Source organism: Actinoplanes sp. TFC3 (genome assembly GCF_001553785.1).
In the GTDB taxonomy this organism is placed as follows: Bacteria; Actinomycetota; Actinomycetes; order Mycobacteriales; family Micromonosporaceae; genus Actinoplanes.
In genome coordinates, this window is record NZ_LOJP01000001.1 from 1021608 (window position 1) to 1043656 (window position 22049).

Here is a 22049-nt window from a genome sequence, read left to right on the forward strand (position 1 = left end):
GTGCCGCGCTTGGTGCGTCGTCAGGCTGCCGGTGCCTGCCGCTGTGCCGGAACGGTCGACTTGTGGGGCCGCCCGAGGCGTGCCTCCAGCCGCGCCAGGTCCACCCGTCCGTGATGATCGGCGAGGTCCTCCCAGCCAACCGCGAGCAGCCGCAGCCGCTCCGCTTCGCTGAGGCCTCCCCAGACGCCGTAGGGCTCCCGGACGGCCAGTGCGTGGGCGGCGCACTCGGCCCGCACCGGGCAAGCACCGCACATCGACTTGGCTTTGGACTCGCGGCGGTTGCGGGACGACCCGCGCTCGCCGTCGGGGTGGAAGAACTGGGCACTGTCCCGGCCCCGGCAGAGGCCGAGTCGCTGCCAGTCCCACAGGTCGGCGATGGGCCCGGGCAGTCTGCGAACGTTGGACATCAAACACCCTCCTCCCGCGCGGCACCGCGGAGTGTTTGTGATGAGGGCCATGGCTCAGGCCTGCCGCCGGTGTACCCAGGCGCATGCCGGATCACACACGACATGTCGATGTCTTCGTCGGCTGTTGCACAGCCGTATCCCATCGGTGCCGCGAACTCTACCGATGTTTCCCATTTTTTCCATCTAAAGCGCGTAATGCTGCGGCCCTCGCGTGATCTCCTCTGAGAGAGAAGGAGGATCACTGTGCGTACCGTCCTCGTGTGCGTCCGTACCCCACTGGCGGCCCAGACCGTCGCGTCCACCGCGGCCCGGCTCGGCATGACCGGTGTCGTGCGGACCGCGGTGAGCGAGACCGAGGCCATGATCCGTCTGGCTGAGAGACCGGCCGAGGTAGTTCTGGCCGACACCGCCGTGACCCGTCCCGACAGCGTCGGCTTCACCCGCCGCGTCCTCGCCCGCGCCCCGCAGGCGCAGGTCGTTCTGTTCGGCGCGGAAGACCCCCGGGTCGCCGCCGCCACGGTCGCCGCCGGCGCCCGCGGCGTCATCCGCGGCGTCGAGCACGACCTGGTCAGCGTCGTCGCCAAGGCGCTGCTGCTGTTGCTGTTGCCGGTGCGCCCCCAGGGCATGCCGATCAACGGCGCAAACGCCCAGCCGGCGGCGGTCGGTCAGGCGGGCCGCAACAACAACTCGGCCACCGCCCGTGGTCTGCACCGTGACGGCCTGGCAATGGCCGGCACCCCGAACGCGGCGGGCATCCCCGCGATCCTGCCCAACTCACCCATGGTCCCCGCGCAGCGTGGCGACGGATCCGACATCGACCCGGCCACCGGGCGCCCGATGGTCTGGCCGGGCAATGAGGCCCGTCCCGGCGAGGTCGCCCCGACCGGGCGGCGCCTCACCCTTACCGAACGCGAACTGCAGGTGCTGCGCGGCATGGCCGACGGCAAGAGCAACGCAGAGATCGGGCGCGAGTTGTTCGTGTCCGAGGACACGGTGAAGACCCACGCGCGGCGGCTCTTCCGCAAGCTGGGCGCTCGCGACCGGGCGCACGCGGTGGCCGCCGGCTTCCGCGCCGGTCTGGTCGCCTGAGGTCTGCACGGCCGGCGTGAGGCGCAGCCTTTCACTACCGAAGGCGCGACGTTTCTCTGCCGACGGCGCGAAAGGCGCGGGCGGCGAGCTTATTTGGGCTCGTCGTCCGTGCCTTCGGTCAACGTGTCGTGCACGCCGTCGGCGTAGCCGCGCGCATATTCCCACGTGACATAGCGGTCCGGATCCGGGTCATAGGCCGGCTCGTGCACGCGCGGGCGCCCGGACGACAGCAGATGCCGCAGATTTCCTCGCAGCAGATCCCAGTCGAAGTAGTGCGGCTCGTGACAGTCCTCGCACTCTATGACCAGCCCGCGGATCCCCGTGGGGCTCAGCAGCGCCTGATAGATCTCCAGGTCGGAGAGGTCCTCGAGGACGTCCTGACGCTCAGCCTCGGTCAGCGGGTCCTGCTCGGCGTCCTCCGAGAGGTCGTCGAGGCCCGCGGCCGGGTCTGCGGGGTCGCCGCTGAACGGGTCGATCGGCTCTTCCTGCACAGGGTCTACCGTACCCACCGGATGGCATTGTGTGGTGGCCCGCACCCGCTGTCCGCCCCCACGGGTCCCGCCTGAGCGATGAGTAGGATGAGACACTCCGCCTCTTCTCTAGGGATGATCTGTGGAAACTGAGTCCGCGCGCACGGTTCCTCTCGGTCTGACGTTCGACGACGTCCTGCTGCAGCCCGGCGAATCCGACGTGGTGCCGAGCCGGGTCAACACGATCACCCGGATGACCCGCAACGTCGAGCTCTCCATCCCGCTGCTGTCCAGCGCGATGGACACCGTCACCGAGGCGCGGATGGCCATCGCGATGGCCCGCCAGGGCGGCATCGGCGTGCTGCACCGTAACCTGTCGCTGGAGGACCAGGCGTCCCAGGTCGACCTGGTCAAGCGCTCCGAGTCCGGCATGATCACCAACCCGGTCACCTGCAGCCCTGACGACACCTTGCAGGAGGTCGACCAGCTCTGCGGGCGCTACCGCATCTCCGGCGTCCCGGTGGTTGACGCCGAGGGCGTGCTGGTCGGCATCGTCACCAACCGCGACATGCGCTTCGTCACCGACGCCTCGGTGAAGGTGCGCGAGGTGATGACCAAGGCGCCGCTGATCACCGCCGAGGTGGGGGTCAGCAAGGAGGAGGCGCTCGTCCTGCTGCAGCGGCACAAGGTCGAGAAGCTGCCGCTGGTCGACGGCACCGGCCGGCTGCGCGGGCTGATCACTGTCAAGGACTTCACCAAGAGCGAGCAGTTCCCCAACGCCACCAAGGACGCCCAGGGCCGGCTGCGGGTCGCCGCGGCGGTCGGGGTGGGCGACGAGTCGTACAAGCGGGCCCGGGCCCTGATCGACGCGGGTGTCGACGTGGTCATCGTCGACACCGCCCACGGTCACCAGCGCGCCGTGCTCGAGATGGTCGCGCGGCTGAAGAAGGACACCACCACCGACATCGTGGGCGGCAACATCGCCACCTACGCCGGGGCCAAGGCGCTGGTCGAGGCCGGTGCCGACGCGGTGAAGGTGGGCGTGGGACCCGGTGCCATCTGCACGACCCGCATCGTCGCCGGTGTCGGTGTCCCGCAGATCACCGCCGTGATGGAAGCCGCCCGCGCCTGCCACGCGGCCGGGGTCCCGGTCATCGCGGACGGGGGCATCCAGCACTCCGGCGACATCGCCAAGGCGATCGTGGCCGGCGCCGACACGGTCATGCTGGGCGGGCTGCTGGCCGGCTCCGAGGAGAGTCCCGGTGACCTGATCTTCGTCAACGGCAAGCAGTTCAAGGCCTACCGCGGCATGGGCTCGCTCGGTGCGATGCAGTCGCGGGGCCAGGCCAAGTCCTACTCCAAGGACCGTTACTTCCAGCAGGATGTCACCGAGGACAAGCTGGTTCCCGAGGGCGTCGAGGGCCAGGTGCCCTACCGCGGGCCGCTGTCGCGGGTGGCGCACCAGCTCGTCGGCGGCTTGCGCGCGGCGATGGGCTACGTCGGGGCCGAGACGATCCCCGATTTGCAGCAGCGCGGCCAGCTCATCAGGATTACCGCTGCGGGGCTGAAGGAAAGCCACCCGCACGACATCCAGATGACCGTCGAGGCCCCCAACTACCACTCCCGTTGATCACCACCCCCTTAAGAGGTATCTGACATGCGCGACGTGGTGGAAATCGGTCTCGGCAAGACCGCCCAGCGCGGCTACCACCTGGACGACATCGCGATCGTTCCGAGCCGCCGCACCCGCGACGTGGACGACGTGTCCACCGAGTGGAAGCTGGACGCCTACCCGTTCAAGATCCCCTGCGTCGCGCACCCGTCGGACGCCACCATGAGCCCGGCCTCCGCCGTCGCCTTGGGCCGTCTCGGCGGCCTGGGCGTGCTCAACGCCGAGGGCCTGTGGACCCGCTACGAGGACCCCACCAAGATCCTCGAGGAGCTGGCCTCGCTCGACGAGGAGGCGGACGCCACCAAGCGCCTGCAGGAGGTGTACGCCGAGCCGATCCGCCCCGAGCTGATCGCCGAGCGGGTGCGCGCCATCCGCGAGGGCGGCGTCACCGTGGCGGTCCGGGTCTCCCCGCAGCACACCCTGCAGCTCGCCCCGGTGATCCTCGACGCCGGCGTGGACCTGCTGGTCATCCAGGGCACCCTGGTCAGCGCCGAGCATGTCTCGACCACCGACGAGCCGCTCAACCTCAAGGAATTCATCGCCGACCTCGACCTCCCGGTCATCGTCGGCGGCTGCACCGACTACAAGACCGCCCTGCACCTCATGCGCACCGGCGCCGCGGGCGTCATCGTGGGCATCGGCGCCGACGAGTGGTCCACCACCGACACGGTGCTCGGCATCCGCGTCCCCATGGCCACCGCCATCGCCGACGCTGCGGCCGCCCGACGCGACTACCTCGACGAAACCGGTGGCCGCTACGTCCACCTGATCGCCGACGGTGGCATCTCCACCTCCGGCGACATCGCCAAGGCCATCGGCTGCGGCGCCGACGCCGTCATGCTGGGCGAGCCGCTCTCGCTGGCCGAGGGCGCCCCGGCCGGCGGCGCCTGGTGGCACTCCGCAGCCAGCCACCCGAGCCTGCCCCGCGGTGGCTTCTGCATCGCCGGCGAGCCGGACGGCACCATGGACGAGCTGCTCTACGGCCCGGCCGACCGCCCGGACGGCCAGCTCAACCTGTTCGGCGGCCTCAAGCGCGCGATGGCCAAGTGCGGCTACAGCGACGTCAAGGAGTTCCAGAAGGTCGCCCTCGTCCTGGACAAATGAGACCTCGACAGGTGAGTCTTGGGCAAGTGAGTCCTGGACAAGTCGGCATTGGGCAAGGTCGGTAGTGCGGATCAGGTCAGCGCGTCTGCGACGGCTGATCTGATCTGGTCGTCGTCGGCGCCCAGCAGGCGCGCCTCGCGGACGAAGGCGGCGGCCCGTTCCCGCAGCGCGCCGGCCCGGTCGCGTAGCACCCCGGCCGGATCCTGCGCAGCGGGAGGAGCCGGCGCGACCCGGGTGCCACCACCGCGCCGGGACACCACCAGCCCGGCCAGCTCCAGCTCGCGATAGGTGCGGGCCACCGTGCCGACCGCCAGGCCCAAGTCGGCCGCGAGCTGGCGCAGCGGTGGCAGGCGGTCACCGGGGGCCAGCACGCCGTACCGGATGAGCTCGGTCAGTTGGCGGCGCAGTTGTTCGTACGGTGGCGTGGGATCGGTCGTGACCACCGTCAAAGCCGGGCTGTCCGTCACTGCAGCTGCCCCACCCGGTCCTTGGTCGTGAACACCGTGGTCGCGCACCAGACAACCATGACAAGCGCGGCGAGAACCACTGCCAGCAGGGCCCACGCCACCACGGTCCACCACTGCGGTGCGCACGAGAAGGCGAACAGGCGGCCCGCCGCGGTGAGGCTCACTCCGGCCAACGGGATCGCGATCAGCAGGCCCACCGCGCCGACGACCGCACCGGCCGAGCGCCGGCGCAGCGCGTCATCGGCGGAAACCTCGCCGAACCGTGGGCGTCGCACGACGGTGTGCAGGGCGGCGTACGCCATGCCGAGCCCGATCAGCACGACAACCGCTACCGCAACGGTGTAGTACGAGCCCGGCCACGGTCCGTGAGCCTCGACCAGGTCGGGCGTGCATTGGCGGCCGAGCGAACGCCCGGCGCGTCCCCTGTCGTCCGGCTGCCCGGCGGCCGTCGTGGCGCACAGCACCAGCAGAAGGAGCCCGCCACTGGCTGCGACGGCCGTGCTCAGCGCGCGAGGCAGGTAGTTCCGGATGCGGCGGACTTCAAGGGTGGCGGTACGGGTGGGCCCGTCCGGACGCCGCATCAGAAGCTCACCGACGAGAACCCCGGTGAGCGCGCACCAGGCGAACAGGGGTGCGGCGAGCAGCAGGCCGCTGCCGAGGCCGCCGGATCGTGCGGTTATGACGGCGATGACCAGGCCGATCCCCACTCCGGCCCACCGGGGCAGCGCGGTCGGCATCCCGGCTGGTCGGCGCCAGAGCCAGACAGCCAGAAGGCTCAGCAGGACACCGGCCCCGGCGAGGGCCAGCAGTATTACCGGGAGCAGTGTCATCGTCGCTCCTTTGTGTCAGACGGGTGACACAAATAGTGGCCGCGACGGGAGCTTGTGTCAACTGGTCGATACAAGTCGGTGTTCCCGGCGGAGGAGACGTACGTTGGGGGCATGCGGGCTGGGATGGCGGCGGTGATGGTGGCTGTGCTCGCCGTGGGCGGGTGCACCGGGGACGACGGGTCGCCCGGGACCGCGCCGAGCAGTCAGCCGCCGCCGAGCTTCGCGCCGGGAGCAGACGGCGCCGGTGATCCGTACTTCCCGACGTACGGCAACGGTGGGTATGACGTCGCCGGATACGACCTCGACCTGCGCTACGACCCGAAGACCGGGCTGTTGAACGGCACCGCGAACGTTACGGCCACCGCCACCCAGGACCTGTCGAGCTTCAACCTCGACCTGGCCGGGCTCGCGGTCAGCAAGGTCAGCATCGGCGGTCAGCCGGCCACCAGCAAGGCCGTGCAGGACGAGCTGACGATCACGCCGGCGGCCGGGATCGTCAAGGGCACCAGCTTCACTGTCACGATCGACTACGGCGGGCGGCCTGAGCCGTTGAGCAATGATGCGCTGGGGGATGGGGGCTGGCTTCGTACCAACGATGGCGCCTTCGCCCTGGGGCAGCCCGAATCGGCGAGCACCTGGTTCCCGGTGAACGATCATCCGTCCGACAAGGCGACCTTTGCCCTGGCGATGACCGTGCCGGACGGGGTCGAGGCGATCAGCAACGGGGTGCCGGGGGAGCGCAGCACCGCTGGCGGCTGGACGACGTGGCGGTGGAGCGAGGCCAAGCCAATGGCCAGCTACCTCGCTACCGTCGTCATTGGACAGTACCGGGTGACCACGTCGACGCATGACGGGAAGCCGTTGATCACCGCCGTTCCGGAGTCGTTGCCGGCGAACGGGCCGGCCGCCCGGTCGATGACGCTGACCGGGGAGATCGCCGACTTCCTGGTCACCCGGTTCGGGCCCTACCCGTTCGACTCGTACGGCGGGGTGGTCATCGATGACGACCGGGTCGGCTATGCGCTGGAAACCCAGTCGCGGCCCGTGTACGGCAACGTCTTCTTCCGCAGCAGCACCAATCCCACGGTGGTAGCGCACGAGTTGGCGCATCAGTGGTACGGCGACAGCGTTGCCCTCGAACGCTGGCAGGACATCTGGTTGAACGAGGGCTTTGCCACGTACGCGGAATGGCTCTGGCTCGAACACAAGGGTGAGCGGACCACCCAGCAGTCGTTCGACGCAGCCTTCGACGGTTTCGACTGGAAGACGCCGACCGGTGATCCGGGGCGGGACCAGATCTTCGGCGACGCCGTCTACCAGCGCGGCGCGATGCTCGTGCACGCCCTCCGCAAGACCATCGGTGACCAGGCGTTTTTCGCGCTGCTCAAGTCCTGGCCGGCCGAGCACCGCGACGGCAACGCGACCACCGCCGACTTCATCGCGGCGGCCGAACGGGCAGCCGGCCGCGACCTGAAGGGCTTTTTTCGCCAGTGGCTCGAAAACAAGACTGCACCCACACGGCCCTAGCAGGCGTCTACTAAGTGTGCGAGGCGTGTTGGCAGGTGCCGTTGTCCTGATGCTGGCCGGTTGTTCGGCCGGGGACAGCGTATCGTCGGCTGTCCCCGCTACGGCCTTCAAACCCGGCTCCACCAGGGGAGACGACCCCTACTTCCCGGCTCATGGCAACGGCGGCTACGACGTCCGCGATTACCGGCTCAAGCTTGCTTTCAACCCGGCAACCGGCCGGCTCGACGGCACGGCCACCATCACCGCGACCGCCACGCAGGACCTGTCACGCCTCAGCCTCGACCTCACCGGCCTCACCGTGAGCAGCATCACCATCGACGGTCAGCCGGCCCCGAGCACCACCTCCGGGGGCAAGGTGACGATGACGCTGCCGACCGGCATCCGGCACGGCCGTTCGTTCACCGCGAGCCTGCGATACAGCGGCCGGCCTGCCGCGACGCACGAGGGCGGGTGGCGCACGAGCAAGGATTTTTCGTACGTCCTCAGCGCCCCCACCTCCGCCGCTTCCTGGTTCCCGGCCAACGACAAGCCCTCGGACAAGGCGTCGTTCGCCGTCGAAGTGACCGTCCCCAAGGGGCTGACGGTGATCAGCAACGGCTCGCTGCGCGGGCGCGCCGACCAGCACGGCCGGACGACCTGGCGCTGGCACGAGCCCACGCCGATGGCCCCGCACCTGGCCTACGTGGCGATTGGGAAGTACCGCCTCGCCACCACCACACACCGCGGAAAGCCGGTGATCACGGCGGTTCCCCCGTCGATGCCGGCCAAAGTGCTCGCCCGCACCGGCGAGATCGCCGACTGGTTCGAGGGGCTGTTCGGCGCCTACCCGTTCGACTCCTACGGCGGCGTCGTGGTGGACGACCCGCAGTTCTCCACCACCGCGGCGACCCAGACCCGCCCCCTGTACGGCGCCCAGACCCTGACCGGCGAGCCCTCGAACACCACAGCGGTGGTCGCCCGCGCCGTGGCCAGCCAGTGGTTCGGGGCCAGCGTGACACCGCAGCGCTGGCCGGACATCTGGCTCAGCGAGGGCTTCGCCACGTACGCGCAGTGGCTGTGGACCGAGCACGACGGCGGTGACAGCGTCGAATCCGTCGTGCAGCAGCGCTACTCCACCTACCCCTGGCAGGTCCTGCGGGCCACCGACCCGGGCGCCGGTCACCTGCTCTCCTCCGGCCCCTACGACCGGGGCGCGATGACCCTGCACGCGCTGCGCCGGCTCATCGGGGACGAGGTGTTCTTCCAGCTACTGCGCTCGTGGGCGGCCGAGCATGCCCACGGCACCGCCACTACCGCCCAGTTCGTGCGCGCCGCCGAGAAGGCCTCCGGTCAGCGGCTCAACGATTTCTTCGACGTGTGGCTCTCCGGCGCCTACCGCCCTACTTATTGATCAGCTTCGGGTGGGCCCGCAGGAACGGTCCGGGCTTATTGGCGGCGACCGCTTTCAGGTAGGCGCGCCCGTCGGCCAGGAGCTGCTCACCGAGGTACCCGCCGCCGCTGATCACCGAGTCCCCGGGCAGGCTCACCATGGTCACTCCGGCGGGGGTCAGGTCGCGCAGGGCGTACGCGTATTCCGCGGCAGGGCGATCCCCGGTCACCAGAAGCGCATTCCCGAGTGCCTTGATCACGCCGGTCAGCTTGGCCGCGTCGGTGGCCAGCCCGGCGTTCCCGGCCTGGGTGAGCAGCGCCTTGACGAGCTGACGCTGGTGTCGCTGGCGGTCGTAGTCGCCGTTCGGCAGGCCGTAGCGCTGCCGCGCGTAATCGATGGCCTGCCAGCCCGTGAGCTTGCGGGTGCCGGGCAGGTAGACCGCCTGCGGGCCCAGATAGTCGCCGCCACCGGGCGCGAGGGGCCGCAAGGAGCCATCGGGTTTGCGGTGATGGGACAGCACTTTCTGGTCGATCGTCAGCGTCACCCCGCCCAGGGCGTCGGTCAGCTTGCTCAACCCGCCAAAGGTCAGGATCGCCCCGGCCTGAAACTTCTTGATCCCCGTGTACGCCGAAATGGTCTTCGCCAGCAGCGCGTACCCCTTCAGCGGGTCGGCTTTGCCGGTGCCGGGCACCTCGGCGCCATAGCTCATCGCCTCGGTGAGCTTGTGCCGCCCATGCCCGGGGATGTCCACCCGCAGGTCCCGGGGCAGCGAGGTCAGATAGCCGTTCGTCAGCCCCGCGTCGACGTGCAGCAGCATGATCGCGTCGGCGTGCGGCTGCCAGTCCGGGACGCTGACCCGGGTGTCCACGCCGATGATCAGCAGGTCGAGCGGGCCGGTGAGGTCCGCACCCGGGCTCGGGCTGGGACCCGCGCTGGGGCTCGCCGCCGGCGTGCTGGGTAGCGCTGACGGCGCAGGCTTTTCGCCAGCCGCGCGGTCGGAGGAACGCACCGCGAAAGCCACGCCCAGCCCGGCCAGCAGGACCACGACTACCGCCGCCGCCACCCAGAGCACCGTCTTGGTCCGCATGACGGAACCCTAGGCGACCCGATCAAGCAGCTCAATCGATCACTGTCTCGGTGTGTGGAACGGGGTACGGCAAAACATGAAATTTGTCTTAAGCTGTGCGCCGCGATTCGCCAGGTGAGCGAATCTCACGGGGAGGCACGGCTTGAAGAAGCATGTCGCACGCCGGCTCATCGCCGGCGCGCTGTCCGTAGGCGTCGTCGCCGCGGCGGCCGGGACCACCACCTGGGCCAACGCTGACGAGACGCCGGTGCGCCTGGTCATCGGCCTCAAGTCCGGGGCCGACGCGACCGCCTCGGTGCAGGCGGCGTCCGCGCTGGGCGCCAAGCCCACCAACCTGGTCGCGGCAGCCCAGGAGGCGCTCGCGCCGCTCGGGGCCCGGACCCTCTCGGTCCCCGCGTCCCGGCAGTCGCTGATCATCTCGGCCCTGCGGCGCGACCCGGACATCGCCTACGTCGAGGTGGACCAGACGGCCAAGGCGCAGGACCTGAAGCCCAACGACCCGGCCTACACCAGCGGTGACCAGCCCGAGGTGAACAAGGTCAGGCTGCCCGCCGCGTGGCAGAAGACGACCGGCTCGGCCGGCGTCAAGATCGCGGTGCTCGACACCGGCGTGGACCGGGTGGGTGACCTCACCGGTGCGGTGGCCGGTGGCTACAACTACTGGGGCATGAACGGCGACACCTCCGACGACAGCGAGGACGGCCACGGCACCGCGGTGGCTTCGCTCATCGCCGGGCGCGGCAACGACGGCAAGGGCATCGCCGGCGGTTGCTGGAAGTGCACGATCATCCCGGTCAAGGTGCTCGACGGCGACGGGATCGGCCTCTACAGCGACATCGCCAAGGGCATCGTCTACGCGACGAACGTCGGCGCGAAGATCATCAACATGTCGCTGGGTGGCGAGTCGTCCGCCAAGGTGCTGTCCGACGCGGTGGCCTACGCCAACTCCAAGGGTGTGCTCGTGGTCGCGGCGGCCGGCAACGACAACAGCACCAAGAAGTTCTACCCGGCGGCGTACCCGGACGTGGTCGGTGTGGGCGCTACGGCTCGCAACTCCGACGCGCGGGCCTACTTCTCCAACTACAACAAGTCCGGCGACAGCTGGGTCGACCTGGCCGCGCCGGGCGACGTGACGGTGATGACCCGCAGCGGCGCGTACGAGTCGGGCTGGCTGGGCACCTCGTTCGCCTCGCCGATCGTGGCGGGCGCGGCGGGCCTGATCAAGTCGGCTCACCCGGACTACAACAACTGGTCGCTGCAGCGGGCCCTGATCGCCTCCGGCCGCAAGATCGCCTCGAACGGCTGGACCAAGTACGGCATGCTCGACGCGGGTAAGGCGGTGACGATCGGCACCGACCGGATTGCGCCCAAGATCAGCGTGCCCACGCCCGGCTATGCCGCATTGGTGCACGGCAAGGTCACGATCAAGCCCAAGGCCAGCGACGAGTGGTCCGGCGTGAAGTTCGTCGACCTGTACGTCAACGGCAAGTGGAAGGCGCGGGACAGCTCGGCGCCATACCAGTTCACCTATGACAGCGGGGTCAACAACGCCAAGGTCACGTTCCTGCTCAAGGCGACCGACAAGGCCGGCAACGTCGGCTCGTCGACCCGGTGGGTGACCGCCGACAACATCGCCCCGAGCGTCAAGATCACCAGCGGCCCGAAGAACAACGCCAAGGTGAAGGGCAAAGTGACCATCAAGGCCAGCGCCGCGGACCGCAACGGCATCCGCCGCGTCGAGCTGCTGATCAACGGCAAGGTCAAGGCGACCGACACCAAGGCGGCGTACTCACTCAGCTTCAAGGCGGCCAGCCAGCCGAAGAAGATGAAGGTGCAGATCCGCGCGATCGACAAGGCCGGCAACGTCAAGACCACGCCGGTGCGCAACTACAAGCGGTAGGCAGCTACCAACCTGCACCCGGCTCGGTCCGGCTATTCCACCGGGCCGAGCCGAGTGTGGCGGCATGATCCTTCGTGCAGCTACGGCCGGACTCCTGATCAGTGGCCTCGCCCTCATCGCAAGTCCGGCCGTTGCCGCACCGGCCATGGTTTCCCTCGTCGTGGGGGACACGTCGGGCGCGTACACCATCGACGTCCCCGCCGATCAGGTCAGCAAGACCACGACCACCCTGGAAAAAGACCCGGATATCGCGTACGTCGAGCCGGATCACATCGCCCGCATCTCCGCGATCACCCCCAATGACCCGGCGTACAAGGATCAGTGGGGCATCGCCAAGACCGGCGTGAACACCGCGTGGGAAACCACGAGGGGCCGCAGCACCGTCATCGTCGCCGTGGTGGACACCGGCGTCACCGCGATCCCCGACCTCGCCCCGCGGCTGCTGCCCGGCCACGACTTCGTCAACAACGACGACAACGCCACCGACGATCAGGGCCACGGCACGATGACCGCCGGCGTGATCGCCGCCACCGGCAACAACGGCACAGGCATCGCCGGCATCTGCTGGACTTGCCGGATCCTGCCGGTCAAGGTGCTCGGCGCGGACGGCTCGGGCAGCTACAGCGAGATCGCCAAGGGCATCCGCTGGGCCGCCGACCAGGGTTCCGACATCATCAACCTGTCGCTCGGCGGCGGCGCCGACAGCCAGGTGCTGCGCGACGCCGTGACCTACGCGGCGGACAGGGGCTCGCTGGTCATCGCGGCCGCCGGCAACGACGGCAGCGCCACACCGCACTACCCGGCCGCCATCGCGTCGGTACTCGCGGTCGGCGGCTCGACCGAGGGTGACCTGCGCTATCCCTGGTCCAACTACGGCTCCGACTGGGTGGACATCGCCGCGCCCGGCTGCAACCCGGCGCAGTCAAGGGCCGGCCTTATCGGCCAGTTCTGCGGCACCTCGTCGGCGACCCCGTTCGTGTCCGGAGTGGCCGCGCTGCTCGCCTCCACCTCGCCCGCGCCCAAGGCCACCGACATTCGCAGCGCGCTCACCTCGACCGCCGACGACATCGCCGGGAGCTGGGTGCCCGGCCGGATCAACGCCGCCCGCGCGCTCACGCTGCAGCTGTCCATGCCGGTGGCCAGCGACATGGTGAAGCCGGTCACGTCGTTCCTCTCGCCGTCCGGGTCGGCCCTGGTCCGCGGCACGGTACCGGTAACGGCTCGCGCCATCGACAACACCGGCGTCACGAAGGTGGAGCTGCTGGTCAACGGCAAGGTTGCCGGTGTTGACCGCACCGCGCCGTACGGGTTCAGCTGGCGGTCGACCGGCACGGGAGCCACGCTGGTGCTGCGCGCGACCGACCGTGGAGGCAACGTGGCGACTGCCACCCGTCGCGTGATCGTCGACAACGGGGCTCCGGGCGTACGGATCACGCAAGGTCTGAAAAGCGGGACCCACCGGGTGCGCAAGACGAGGTATGTGAGCGCCACCGCCACCGACCGCAACGGCATCCGCAGCGTGGAACTGCTGGTCAACGGCAAGGTCGTGCAGCGTTCCGCGGGTGCCGCCAAGCGTTTTGCGGTGCCGACGTGGAAGTTCGGAAAGACCCTGACAATCCGGGTTCGGGCGTACGACCGGGCCGGCAATGCATCGCTGACTCCGGCTCGCAAGTGGTACCGCTGAGGTCGGTAGACTGCCAGCCCATGAGCACACCGCGCCCTGTCTTGGTCGTCGATTTCGGCGCCCAGTACGCCCAGCTGATCGCCCGCCGGGTCCGGGAGGCGCGGGTCTACTCCGAGATCGTGCCGCACTCCATGCCGGTCGCCGAGATGCTCGCCAAGAACCCGGCCGCGATCATCCTGTCCGGCGGTCCGTCCAGTGTGTACGAACCCGGCGCCCCGGTGCTCGACCCCAAGCTGTTCGACAACGACGTGCCCGTCTTCGGCATCTGCTACGGCTTCCAGGCGATGGCCCAAGCCCTCGGCGGGACCGTCGCGCACACCGGTTCGCGGGAGTACGGACGTACCGTGTTGTCGCCTGCCTCCGAGGCCGGCACCCTGCTGCGCGAGCTTCCCGAAGGACTGCCGGTCTGGATGTCGCACGGCGACTCGGTGGCCGAACCCCCCGCGGGCTTCACGGTTACCGCGTCCTCGCCGGGCGCTCCCGTCGCCGCCTTCGAGGACGTCGCCACCCGTCGCGCCGGCGTGCAGTTCCACCCCGAGGTCGCGCACACCTCGCAGGGTCAGACGATGCTGGAACGCTTCCTCTACGACCTTGCGGGCCTCGAACCCACCTGGACGTCGACCAACATCATCGACGACCAGGTGGCGGCGATCCGCGAGCAGGTCGGCGACAAGCAGGTGATCTGCGGGCTGTCCGGCGGCGTCGACTCGGCGGTCGCGGCGGCGCTCGTGCACAAGGCCATCGGTGACCAGCTGACCTGCATCTTCGTCGACCACGGGCTGCTGCGTGCGGGTGAGGCCGAGCAGGTCGAGAAGGACTACGTGGCCGCCACCGGCATCCGCCTCAAGGTCGTGGACGCTTCGGAGACCTTCCTGGGCCATCTCGCCGGCGTCACGGACCCCGAGCAGAAACGCAAGATCATCGGACGCGAATTCATCCGTACGTTCGAAGCAGCCGCCCGCGAACTCGACGCCGAACGTCACATCGAATTCCTCGTGCAAGGCACCCTGTATCCCGACGTGGTCGAGTCCGGCGGTGGCACCGGAACGGCGAACATCAAGTCCCACCACAACGTCGGCGGCCTGCCCGACGACCTGCAGTTCGCCCTCATCGAGCCGCTGCGCACCCTGTTCAAGGACGAGGTCCGCGCGCTCGGAGCCGAACTCGGCCTCCCCGAGGAAATGGTCCAGCGCCACCCGTTCCCCGGCCCCGGCCTGGCCATCCGCATCATCGGCGCAGTCGACCACGAACGCCTCGAAATTCTGCGCGCAGCCGACCTGATCGCCCGTGAGGAACTGACGGCGGCGGGGCTCGACCGCGACGTATGGCAGTTCCCGGTGGTGCTACTCGCCGACGTGCGCAGCGTGGGGGTGCAGGGCGACGGGCGCACGTACGGCCACCCGGTAGTGCTACGGCCGGTCTCCAGCGAGGACGCCATGACCGCCGACTGGTCCCGCCTGCCGTACGACCTGATCGCACGCATCTCCAACCGGATCACCAACGAGGTACGGGAGATCAACCGGGTTGTTCTTGATGTGACCTCCAAGCCGCCGGGGACTATCGAGTGGGAATAGCCCCTCTGTGTCCGAGGGCTTTTGGGGCCGGGAGTGCCTCACTCCGGGCGGGGATGAAGCTCCGCGGGAGCGGTGGGTGGGGGCTGTAGCTACCCAATAGTGGCTGCCGTAGCCGTTGGCGAGCACTGTGGCCGCACCGGGGCCAACTCGGGGCCCGTTGATCAGGCCGATGTCACGACAGGTTTCCCCACGAGGGATCCTCGGGCGCGACATAGGACGCGGGAGCCGGCGGCGACTCCTCCGGGATGAGGAACCAGATGATCGGGTAGGCCAGCGCGGCCACACCCCACGTGCCGACGACGAGCACCGCGAAAGCTACGCGGATCAGAACGGGGTCGACCGAGAAGTAGCGGCCGAGGCCGCTGCAGACGCCGGCGACGATGCGGTCGTCGAGGGGGCGGCGGAGTTGTTTGTACGGGGCGACAGCCGGTGTGCTCATGAATCCAGACTCGCCGTCGCGAAGCGGATTGCCCTCGGTGACCGCCCCGATAACACCCCTGATTCCGGCCCGAGGTCGGGTGAATCTTGTGACGGATACTCCCATTGCACACCGTTACTCACTTGCTGCGCTTCGTGCGGAGAGCCGCCCTGATCTGCGATTACTGTCGGCTATCGCCCTGTCAGGAATCCGACAGACGTTTCTTGTACTTAACATAAACCGGGCAAGATGCCGCCCGTGACCCCCGCTCTGGAGCCGCTTCGCAGGATTGCGGCATATGCAGTCGCGACCGACCCCGACGGTCGCGTTCTTCTGGTCCGGGCTTCGACCCGGTCCGGCACCCCCGGCGTCTGGAGTTTGCCGGGCGGCGCCGTCGACCACGGCGAGGACCCGAACCACACGGTCGTACGCGAAACGGCCGCCGAGACCGGTTTGTCCGTCGCCGTTTCCGGGCTGCGCGACGTGCTGGCCGACATGAGATCGTTGCCGCATCGTGGCGTCACGATCCACACCGACCGCCTGATCTACGAGGTGTCGATCCGGGGCGGCAACCTGTACGACCGGGTCGGTCAGCCCACCGACCTCGCCCGCTGGCACACCATCGAGGAAGCCGAGAAGCTGCGGCTGCGCCCGTTCACCGCGGCCGCCCTCGGGCTCAGCGCCGCCTCGGGCGACCTGCGGCCCGAGGAAGTCCCCGAGTTCCCGTCGTTCTACGCCTACCCGGGGCCCGATGGGCTGCACCGATCGCAGCGCTTCGCGGCGTACGCGATAGCCACCGACCCCCGCGATCGCCTGCTGCTCACCCGCATCGCCCCGGGCTATCCCGGCGGGGGCCGCTGGCACCTGCCCGGCGGCGGGACCGACTACGGCGAGCAGCCCGGCACCGCGCTGATCCGTGAGCTGGTCGAGGAGACCGGCCAGGCAGGCCGGCTGATCGAGCTGCTGGGCGTGGCGAGCCATCGCGATGCGGCCTCGCTGGGCCCCGAGGGCTACCCGATCGACTGGCACGGCGTGCGGGCCTTCTATCGGGTGATCGTCGACGCGCCCACCGACGTGATCGTCAAAGACGTGGGCGGCTCCACCGACCTGGCGTGCTGGATGCACCTCAGCGACGTGGCCGCGCTCACCGATGATGAAGTGACCGAGGTGACGGCTGAGGCGCTGAAGGCGGCTAATCTCGACGGGTGAAGGTCAGACGGATCGGGGCCTACGGGCTGTGCCGCGACAGTGACGGGCGGGTGCTGCTCGCCCGGAACTCGGCGCTGTCCGCGTTCCCCGGGATGTGGACTTTGCCCGGAGGCGGCGTCGAGCAGGGCGAGGATCCTGGCGACGCGGTAGTGCGGGAAGCCCAAGAAGAAACCGGGCTTCGCGTACGGATCACAGCGTTGCACTCGGTGACCGCTGACGTCTTCCGGCTCCCGGGCACCGACACCTGGGAGCACACCGACCGGATCATCTACAACATCGACGTCCTCGGCGGGGACCTGCGCGACGAGCTGGTCGGCACAACCGACCGCGTCGCGTGGGTGCACCCGGGCGGCCTCGAGCTCATGCCGTTCACCGCGGGGGTGCTCGGGCTGCCGGTCGCGCCCAGCGACGTACCACCGGATCCGCACGAGGCTCCCGTACGCACAAATCAGCGCTTCGGGGCGTACGGCCTCGTCACCGACCCGGACGGCCGCATCCTGCTCACCCGCATCGCCACCGGCTATCCCGGGGCCGGGCTGTGGCACCTGCCCGGTGGCGGCACCGACCACGGCGAGACCCCGGAGATCGCACTCGCCCGGGAGCTGATCGAGGAGAGCGGGCAGCTCGGACGGGTGATCTCTCTGCTGGGCACCTCACACCGGCACGACCCACGCGCGATGGGCCCGGAGGGAATTCCGGTCGACTGGCATGTTGTTCGTGTCCTCTTCCGGGTACAAGTTGACCAACCAAGCGAGCCGGTGGTGACCGAGGAGATGGGCGGATCGACCAGCGAGGTGGGCTGGTTCGACCCGGTCACTGCGGGTGAGTTGCCGCTGACGGAGGTGGCAGCCCGGGCGCTCGGGCAGCTCGCGCAGGAAAGCGCTCATCGGTGATCGGGTTGCGTCGCCTCGGTTAAACTCGTCACAGGGCCAGGCAGTGTGCGTGCCTCCTGGCCCGGCACGGAGGATGAAAGCTCCAGAGAACGCCGTAACACACAACGGTCGATCGGTCTCTTACCAAGAGCGCCCGGCTGTGCGATTGTGTAACCCGCCTCAGTGACGGTCCGTAGACGTACGGACGGTGTGCACCAGCCCGCGACGGCCGCTGCCGGCGGGTTTTCCCAACCCCAAGATGGAGGAGCACGTGCCGAGAACCCCTTGGCGCCGGCGTCGTACGACGGATAGTCCCCGTCCCGCCGGACGTCGTTGGGCAGGCCGGCTGCGCCGTGGCGGAAGTCTCGCCCGGCAGGCCCTGCTGGTGCGCGTTGGCCGCCGATCCGGTGATTCCACCGGCCGCGCCGCCACCGCCACCCGGGCTGAGGTGATCTACACCGGCACGGACCTCGCTCCGTATGCCGCCGGGCGCGGCCGCAAGGTCGCCACGTCCGGCACCCCGCTCAGCCACGGCCCGGTCGCGATGGCCCAGCCGGTTGTCGTCGAGCCCGAAGCGACCTCGCTGCTGCCCGGCGAGCACACCATGCGCCGCCGTGCCAGCTTCGCTCTGGTCAACGCGTGCACCCTGGCCAGCCTCGGGCTCGGCCTGCTGGCGATCTTCCTGGCCATGAACGGCGAGCCGCGAATCGCCGCCGCCTGCCTGGTGGCCTGCGTGGCGTTCGACGGGCTTGACGGGGCCCTCGCGCGGCGTCTGGGGGTGTCCAGCCCGTTCGGTGCCCAGATGGACTCGCTGGCCGACATGTGCTCGTTCGGCCTGGCCGCCCCCGTGGTGGTCTACGCCTCGCTGGCCGGCTCGGTGCCCACGGCCGCCGCCGGGGTGGCCTGCGTGCTGGTCGCCGGCTGCGCGGCCATCCGGCTGGCACGCTTCAATGTCTCACCCAAGGACGGCAAGTTCTTCTCCGGCGTGCCCACCACCCTGGTGGCCGCGGTGCTCGCGCTGACCGTGCTGATCGGTCTCCCGCTGCCGGGCATCGCCGTGGTCGGCGGCGTCGCGGTGCTGGCCTTCGCGATGGTCTCCAGCTTCCCGTATGCGAAGCTGGCTCGCCTCGTGAAGCTGCCGCCGTGGATGTGGCTGCTCCCGGTCGTCGGGGCGCTGATCGACGCCCGGCTGACGTTCGTGCTGGTCGTGGCCGCTTACCTGGTCAGCGGCCCGATCATGTGGCTCGCCAAGCGCGTCTGACACAGGTCTGGAAAAGCCCGCCCGGTTCGCCGGGCGGGCTTTTTCATGCTCATGCGCGGGGGCTTACTTCCAGCGGGCGATGACCGAGGCGGCGCCGATGACCTTGTCACCCACGGCGACGGTGGCGTCGGCCTTGCCGGCCGGCAGGTAGACGTCGGTGCGCGAGCCGAAGCGGATCAGCCCGTAGCGCTCACCGCGGGCGACCAGGCTGCCCACCGGGGTGCGCTGCACGATGCGGCGGGCGATCAGGCCGGTGCGCTGCACCACCGCCACCGTGCCGCGGTCGGTGTCGAGCACCGTGTACGCCGCCACGTTGTGCTCGGCCGCGGCGGTCATCGCGTTGGCGTAGCCGCCGTCGACGATGAAGTAGTCCGTGACCCGTCCGGCCACCGGCATGCGGTTGACGTGCACATCCAGCACCGACAGGAACACCGCGATGCGCAGGAACTCGCCCTCGCCGAGCCGGGGGTCGCTGAGCCGTTCCACCGACAGCACCCGGCCGTCGCTGGCCGCCACCACGGCGTTCGGGTCGGTCGGCACGTCGCGCTCGGGATCGCGGAAGAACGCCGCCACCGGCGCCGCCGCCAGCGCCGGGATCAGCCACAACTTCGACTTCGGCCGGGCTGTCCGGGCCACCGCGGCCAGCCCCAGCGCGATGCCGGCGGCCGCGACGCCGTTGGAGTCCAGGTGCATGGTGCGGGTGAGCGGGACGCTGGCGGGGCGGTAGGCCGGGGCCAGGGTGGCGGCGCGGGCGGTGTCGGCCTGGGTAAAGCGCAGCTTGTGCACGCGCAGCGGCGGCTGGTTGCGCACCACCAGGTCGGAGCCCACGCCGAACAGGGCGCTCTGCCGGAACAGTTCGGCGGCCGCGCCGTCCGTGCGCCCCGGCACCGCCGGGGTCGCGAGCGCCACGACCGCCCCGTCCTTCTGGTATTTGGCCAGGCTGTCCAGCAGCGCCCGGGTCTGCTCGGCGGTGCCGGTCACCGGCTCACCGAGGATGACCACGTCGGCGGGCTCCGCGCCGGCCACCGAGTCGGTGATCCGGACCCGGTCGGCGATCCAGCTACCCAGCCCGGCGATGTGGTCGCGCAGCAGGTCGGCGGTGCTGCGCTCGCCCGCGACCAGGGTCAGGGTGTCGCCGGGCAGCAGCGCCTCGACGGCCGCCTCGACCACGGCCGACGCGTGGTCCGCGCCGATCACCAGGGCCGAGGTGGCCGCGTTGTGGCGGGCGAACTCGGCGGTGAGGACGCGGGCGGCGCGGGGGCCGACGCCGGTCACGGGCGCGGTGGACACGGAGGGAAACGGCGTCATGCGAAGAGCATATTGCCCCCGGCGCCGGCTCACTCGGCGCGGTCCGGCCGGTCCTGGGACGGGGCAGGGGGCCTGAGGTCCGTGCGGTCGGCCGGATTCTCCAGCAGCTCGCGCACGATGTCGGCATGCATCTCCGGCGGGAGATCACCCGGGGTCTCGACCGGAGCTGGGGCGGGCGCCCCGGCGGTGGCGGGCACCGGAGCGGGCTGCTCGACGCGCCGCCCCGATCGGATGGCGCCCATCAGCCCGATCACGCCGAAGAAGATCAGCGCCCCGGCGACGAGCCAGCCGGCGGCGGGCAGGCGAACGTTCGCAACCTCGCGCAACGCCCACCACAGGGCCAGGAGCAGGAAGATCACGCCGAAGCTGAGCGAGATCCCGTCGGTGCGGTGCGGCTTCATCGGTTGACCTCCACGTTGCCGGCGTCCATCTGGATGCTCAGGTGCAGCGTGCCGCGGCCCTTGCCGTCGGCGCCCAGATCGCTGATCTCCTGCGAGCCCAGGTCGCGGCCGTCATGGTCCTGGCCGAACAGGTTGACCCGGCCGTCGCTCACGTCCACGGTCACCGAGGTGTCGACGGTGTCCGGCAGCAGCACCTTGACCTGGCCCACGCGCATGGCGATGGTGACGTTCTGATCCTGCCCGGTGAAGTCGAGCGCCCGCAGGTCCAGGGTGGCATTGCCGATCGTGAAGTCGTAGCGGTCGGCCACCGCGGCCACCGTCGCCGGGCGGTACGAGTTGTTCGTCACCTGGCCGCCGAAATTCTCCACCGCCGACGAGATGCCCATGCCGGCCGCAACCAGCACCGCGAGCGTGATCAGGCCCCGGGCCCGGCCGAACCAGGCGCCGGCGATCAGCCCCAGCGCGATCGTGGCCAGGGCCGCCGCGAAGTACCCGGAGATCGGGATGCTCGCCCCGCCGTTGTCGATGGCGGCCAGCACACCGAGGACGACCACCACGCCGAAGAACGTGATGCGACCCAGCTTCGAGCGTTCCTTCGGTGGCTTCGGCGCCGTGGGCTCGGATGCGGCCGGCGGCTCGTACGAGGGCTGGTCGCTCGTCTGCGCGAACGGACCGTGCGGGGCGAACGGCGCCCGATAACCGCCGGCCGGCGGTGACCAGCGGGGCGGCAGCGGCGGAGCAACCGGGTCGGCCGGGGTTACCGGGTCATCCGGCGGCACCACGGTGGGCGCGGGCTCGGTCGCGGCTGCAAACGCCGCGGTCGGTTCTTCCGCCGGGGCAGGGGGCGCAGTTGCGGGCGGGAAGTCGAAGACCGGCGGAGAAGCAGCGGTACGGCCACTGCGCTTGAGCACCAGCACGCCACCGACCAGCACGGCGATCGCCAGCAGCGCAGCCCGGAACCCGTCGTTGACCACGAACGCGAACACCACGATCGTCGCGGCGGCCAGCAGCACCACGGACAGCGGCGTCATGCCGGAGCGGCCCCGGCCCAGCAGCGACTCGATCGGGGAGGCGGTGTCGTTCTCGGCCGGGATCAGCAGCCAGCCGAGCAGGTAGGCCAGGGCACCGATGCCGCCGATCACCGCCAGCACGGCGAGCACGACGCGCCAGAGCACCGGGTCGGTGTTGGTGGCGCGGGCGATCGCGCCGCTGACCCCGGCCAGGTAGCGGCCCTGGCGAGGCCGGATGAGGTTCTCACGGGACCACGTGGGACCGTCCGGCGCCGGGGGCGGGGCTCCCTGCGGCGGAGGCGGCGGGACAGCTTGGTCGGTCATGACTTCGATACTGGCGGTACGGGGGCCCCCCCCCCCCCAGGCGGTGACCCTGAGCCCACCCCGGGA

At 70.0% G+C, this 22049-nt stretch carries 20 protein-coding genes; 11 read left to right on the forward strand and 9 right to left on the reverse strand.

The genetic code is table 11. The features are described from left to right. Window positions 1-20: 20 nt before the first annotated feature. Window positions 21-407, reverse strand: a complete 387-nt coding sequence (locus TFC3_RS04600; RefSeq protein ID WP_067496023.1) for a WhiB family transcriptional regulator — start codon at window positions 405-407, stop codon at window positions 21-23. 243 nt (window positions 408-650) lie between these two features. On the opposite strand from TFC3_RS04600, the gene TFC3_RS04605 reads away from it, so the two are divergent. Beyond that, window positions 651-1496, forward strand: coding sequence for a helix-turn-helix transcriptional regulator (locus tag TFC3_RS04605; RefSeq protein WP_067496026.1), 846 nt, complete (start codon window positions 651-653; stop codon window positions 1494-1496). 89 nt (window positions 1497-1585) lie between these two features. Here the strand turns inward: TFC3_RS04605 and TFC3_RS04610 are convergent, their stop codons facing one another. Continuing rightward, entirely contained in the window at window positions 1586-1987 is a 402-nt protein-coding gene (locus TFC3_RS04610) for a DUF5319 domain-containing protein (RefSeq protein ID WP_067496029.1), read from the reverse strand. 121 nt (window positions 1988-2108) lie between these two features. Here TFC3_RS04610 and guaB point away from each other — a divergent pair, with 121 nt between their 5' ends. Together guaB and TFC3_RS04620 are read left to right on the forward strand one after the other, a co-directional pair. Then, on the forward strand, window positions 2109-3596 hold the full coding sequence (guaB, locus tag TFC3_RS04615; protein WP_067496031.1) for an IMP dehydrogenase: 1488 nt from the start codon (window positions 2109-2111) through the stop codon (window positions 3594-3596). 27 nt (window positions 3597-3623) lie between these two features. Then, window positions 3624-4742 carry a GuaB3 family IMP dehydrogenase-related protein gene (locus TFC3_RS04620; RefSeq protein WP_067496042.1) on the forward strand — a complete coding sequence of 373 codons (1119 nt, stop codon included), beginning with the start codon at window positions 3624-3626 and terminating at the stop codon, window positions 4740-4742. 71 nt (window positions 4743-4813) lie between these two features. On the opposite strand, the gene TFC3_RS04625 is transcribed toward TFC3_RS04620, so the two are convergent. Together TFC3_RS04625 and TFC3_RS04630 are read right to left on the reverse strand one after the other, a co-directional pair. Next, the gene (locus TFC3_RS04625; RefSeq protein WP_067496045.1) at window positions 4814-5209 is read right to left on the reverse strand and encodes a GntR family transcriptional regulator; all 396 of its coding nucleotides are present in this window, start codon (window positions 5207-5209) and stop codon (window positions 4814-4816) included. Beyond that, a complete protein-coding gene (locus TFC3_RS04630) occupies window positions 5206-6039 on the reverse strand; it encodes a hypothetical protein (RefSeq protein WP_067496048.1) in 834 nt (277 codons plus the stop codon). Before TFC3_RS04630 ends, TFC3_RS04625 begins: the two co-directional genes overlap by 4 nt. Before the next feature lie 111 nt (window positions 6040-6150). On the opposite strand from TFC3_RS04630, the gene TFC3_RS04635 reads away from it, so the two are divergent. After that, window positions 6151-7566, forward strand: coding sequence for a M1 family metallopeptidase (locus TFC3_RS04635; protein ID WP_067496050.1), 1416 nt, complete (start codon window positions 6151-6153; stop codon window positions 7564-7566). A gap of 25 nt (window positions 7567-7591) precedes the next feature. Further along, the gene (locus TFC3_RS04640) at window positions 7592-8956 is read left to right on the forward strand and encodes a M1 family metallopeptidase (RefSeq protein ID WP_236717982.1); all 1365 of its coding nucleotides are present in this window, start codon (window positions 7592-7594) and stop codon (window positions 8954-8956) included. Here the strand turns inward: TFC3_RS04640 and TFC3_RS04645 are convergent. Further along, entirely contained in the window at window positions 8946-10022 is a 1077-nt protein-coding gene (locus TFC3_RS04645; protein WP_067496053.1) for an LCP family protein, read from the reverse strand. The genes TFC3_RS04640 and TFC3_RS04645 overlap by 11 nt on opposite strands. Window positions 10023-10164: 142 nt before the next feature. On the opposite strand from TFC3_RS04645, the gene TFC3_RS04650 reads away from it, so the two are divergent. The 3 genes from TFC3_RS04650 to guaA all read left to right on the forward strand — a co-directional run bounded on the left by TFC3_RS04650 (window position 10165) and on the right by guaA (window position 15180). Beyond that, a complete protein-coding gene (locus TFC3_RS04650) occupies window positions 10165-11922 on the forward strand; it encodes a S8 family serine peptidase (RefSeq protein ID WP_067496056.1) in 1758 nt (585 codons plus the stop codon). A 64-nt stretch (window positions 11923-11986) separates the two neighbouring features. Then, window positions 11987-13606: a S8 family serine peptidase gene (locus TFC3_RS04655; protein WP_082771856.1), complete on the forward strand. Its 1620-nt coding sequence runs from the start codon at window positions 11987-11989 to the stop codon at window positions 13604-13606. A 20-nt stretch (window positions 13607-13626) separates the two neighbouring features. Continuing rightward, window positions 13627-15180, forward strand: coding sequence for a glutamine-hydrolyzing GMP synthase (gene guaA / locus TFC3_RS04660; RefSeq protein ID WP_067496061.1), 1554 nt, complete (start codon window positions 13627-13629; stop codon window positions 15178-15180). A 172-nt stretch (window positions 15181-15352) separates the two neighbouring features. Here the strand turns inward: guaA and TFC3_RS04665 are convergent, their stop codons facing one another. After that, window positions 15353-15619: a PspC domain-containing protein gene (locus TFC3_RS04665; protein WP_067496064.1), complete on the reverse strand. Its 267-nt coding sequence runs from the start codon at window positions 15617-15619 to the stop codon at window positions 15353-15355. A gap of 237 nt (window positions 15620-15856) precedes the next feature. On the opposite strand from TFC3_RS04665, the gene TFC3_RS04670 reads away from it, so the two are divergent. The 3 genes from TFC3_RS04670 to TFC3_RS04680 all read left to right on the forward strand — a co-directional run bounded on the left by TFC3_RS04670 (window position 15857) and on the right by TFC3_RS04680 (window position 18940). After that, on the forward strand, window positions 15857-16807 hold the full coding sequence (locus tag TFC3_RS04670; protein WP_067496067.1) for an NUDIX hydrolase: 951 nt from the start codon (window positions 15857-15859) through the stop codon (window positions 16805-16807). Then, window positions 16804-17700: an NUDIX domain-containing protein gene (locus TFC3_RS04675; RefSeq protein ID WP_067496070.1), complete on the forward strand. Its 897-nt coding sequence runs from the start codon at window positions 16804-16806 to the stop codon at window positions 17698-17700. Before TFC3_RS04670 ends, TFC3_RS04675 begins: the two co-directional genes overlap by 4 nt. A gap of 325 nt (window positions 17701-18025) precedes the next feature. Continuing rightward, complete coding sequence (locus TFC3_RS04680) at window positions 18026-18940, forward strand: phosphatidylcholine/phosphatidylserine synthase (RefSeq protein ID WP_067505977.1); 915 nt, start codon at window positions 18026-18028, stop codon at window positions 18938-18940. A gap of 63 nt (window positions 18941-19003) precedes the next feature. Here TFC3_RS04680 and TFC3_RS04685 read toward each other — a convergent pair whose 3' ends face one another. The 3 genes from TFC3_RS04685 to TFC3_RS04695 are packed head-to-tail and all read right to left on the reverse strand — an operon-like array spanning window position 19004 to window position 21983. Then, the gene (locus TFC3_RS04685; RefSeq protein WP_067496073.1) at window positions 19004-20248 is read right to left on the reverse strand and encodes a phosphatidylserine decarboxylase; all 1245 of its coding nucleotides are present in this window, start codon (window positions 20246-20248) and stop codon (window positions 19004-19006) included. A gap of 29 nt (window positions 20249-20277) precedes the next feature. Beyond that, window positions 20278-20649 carry a hypothetical protein gene (locus TFC3_RS04690; RefSeq protein WP_067496075.1) on the reverse strand — a complete coding sequence of 124 codons (372 nt, stop codon included), beginning with the start codon at window positions 20647-20649 and terminating at the stop codon, window positions 20278-20280. Continuing rightward, window positions 20646-21983, reverse strand: a complete 1338-nt coding sequence (locus tag TFC3_RS04695; RefSeq protein WP_067496079.1) for a PspC domain-containing protein — start codon at window positions 21981-21983, stop codon at window positions 20646-20648. The genes TFC3_RS04690 and TFC3_RS04695 overlap by 4 nt, the downstream gene beginning before the upstream one ends. Between the last annotated feature and the right edge of the window lie 66 nt (window positions 21984-22049).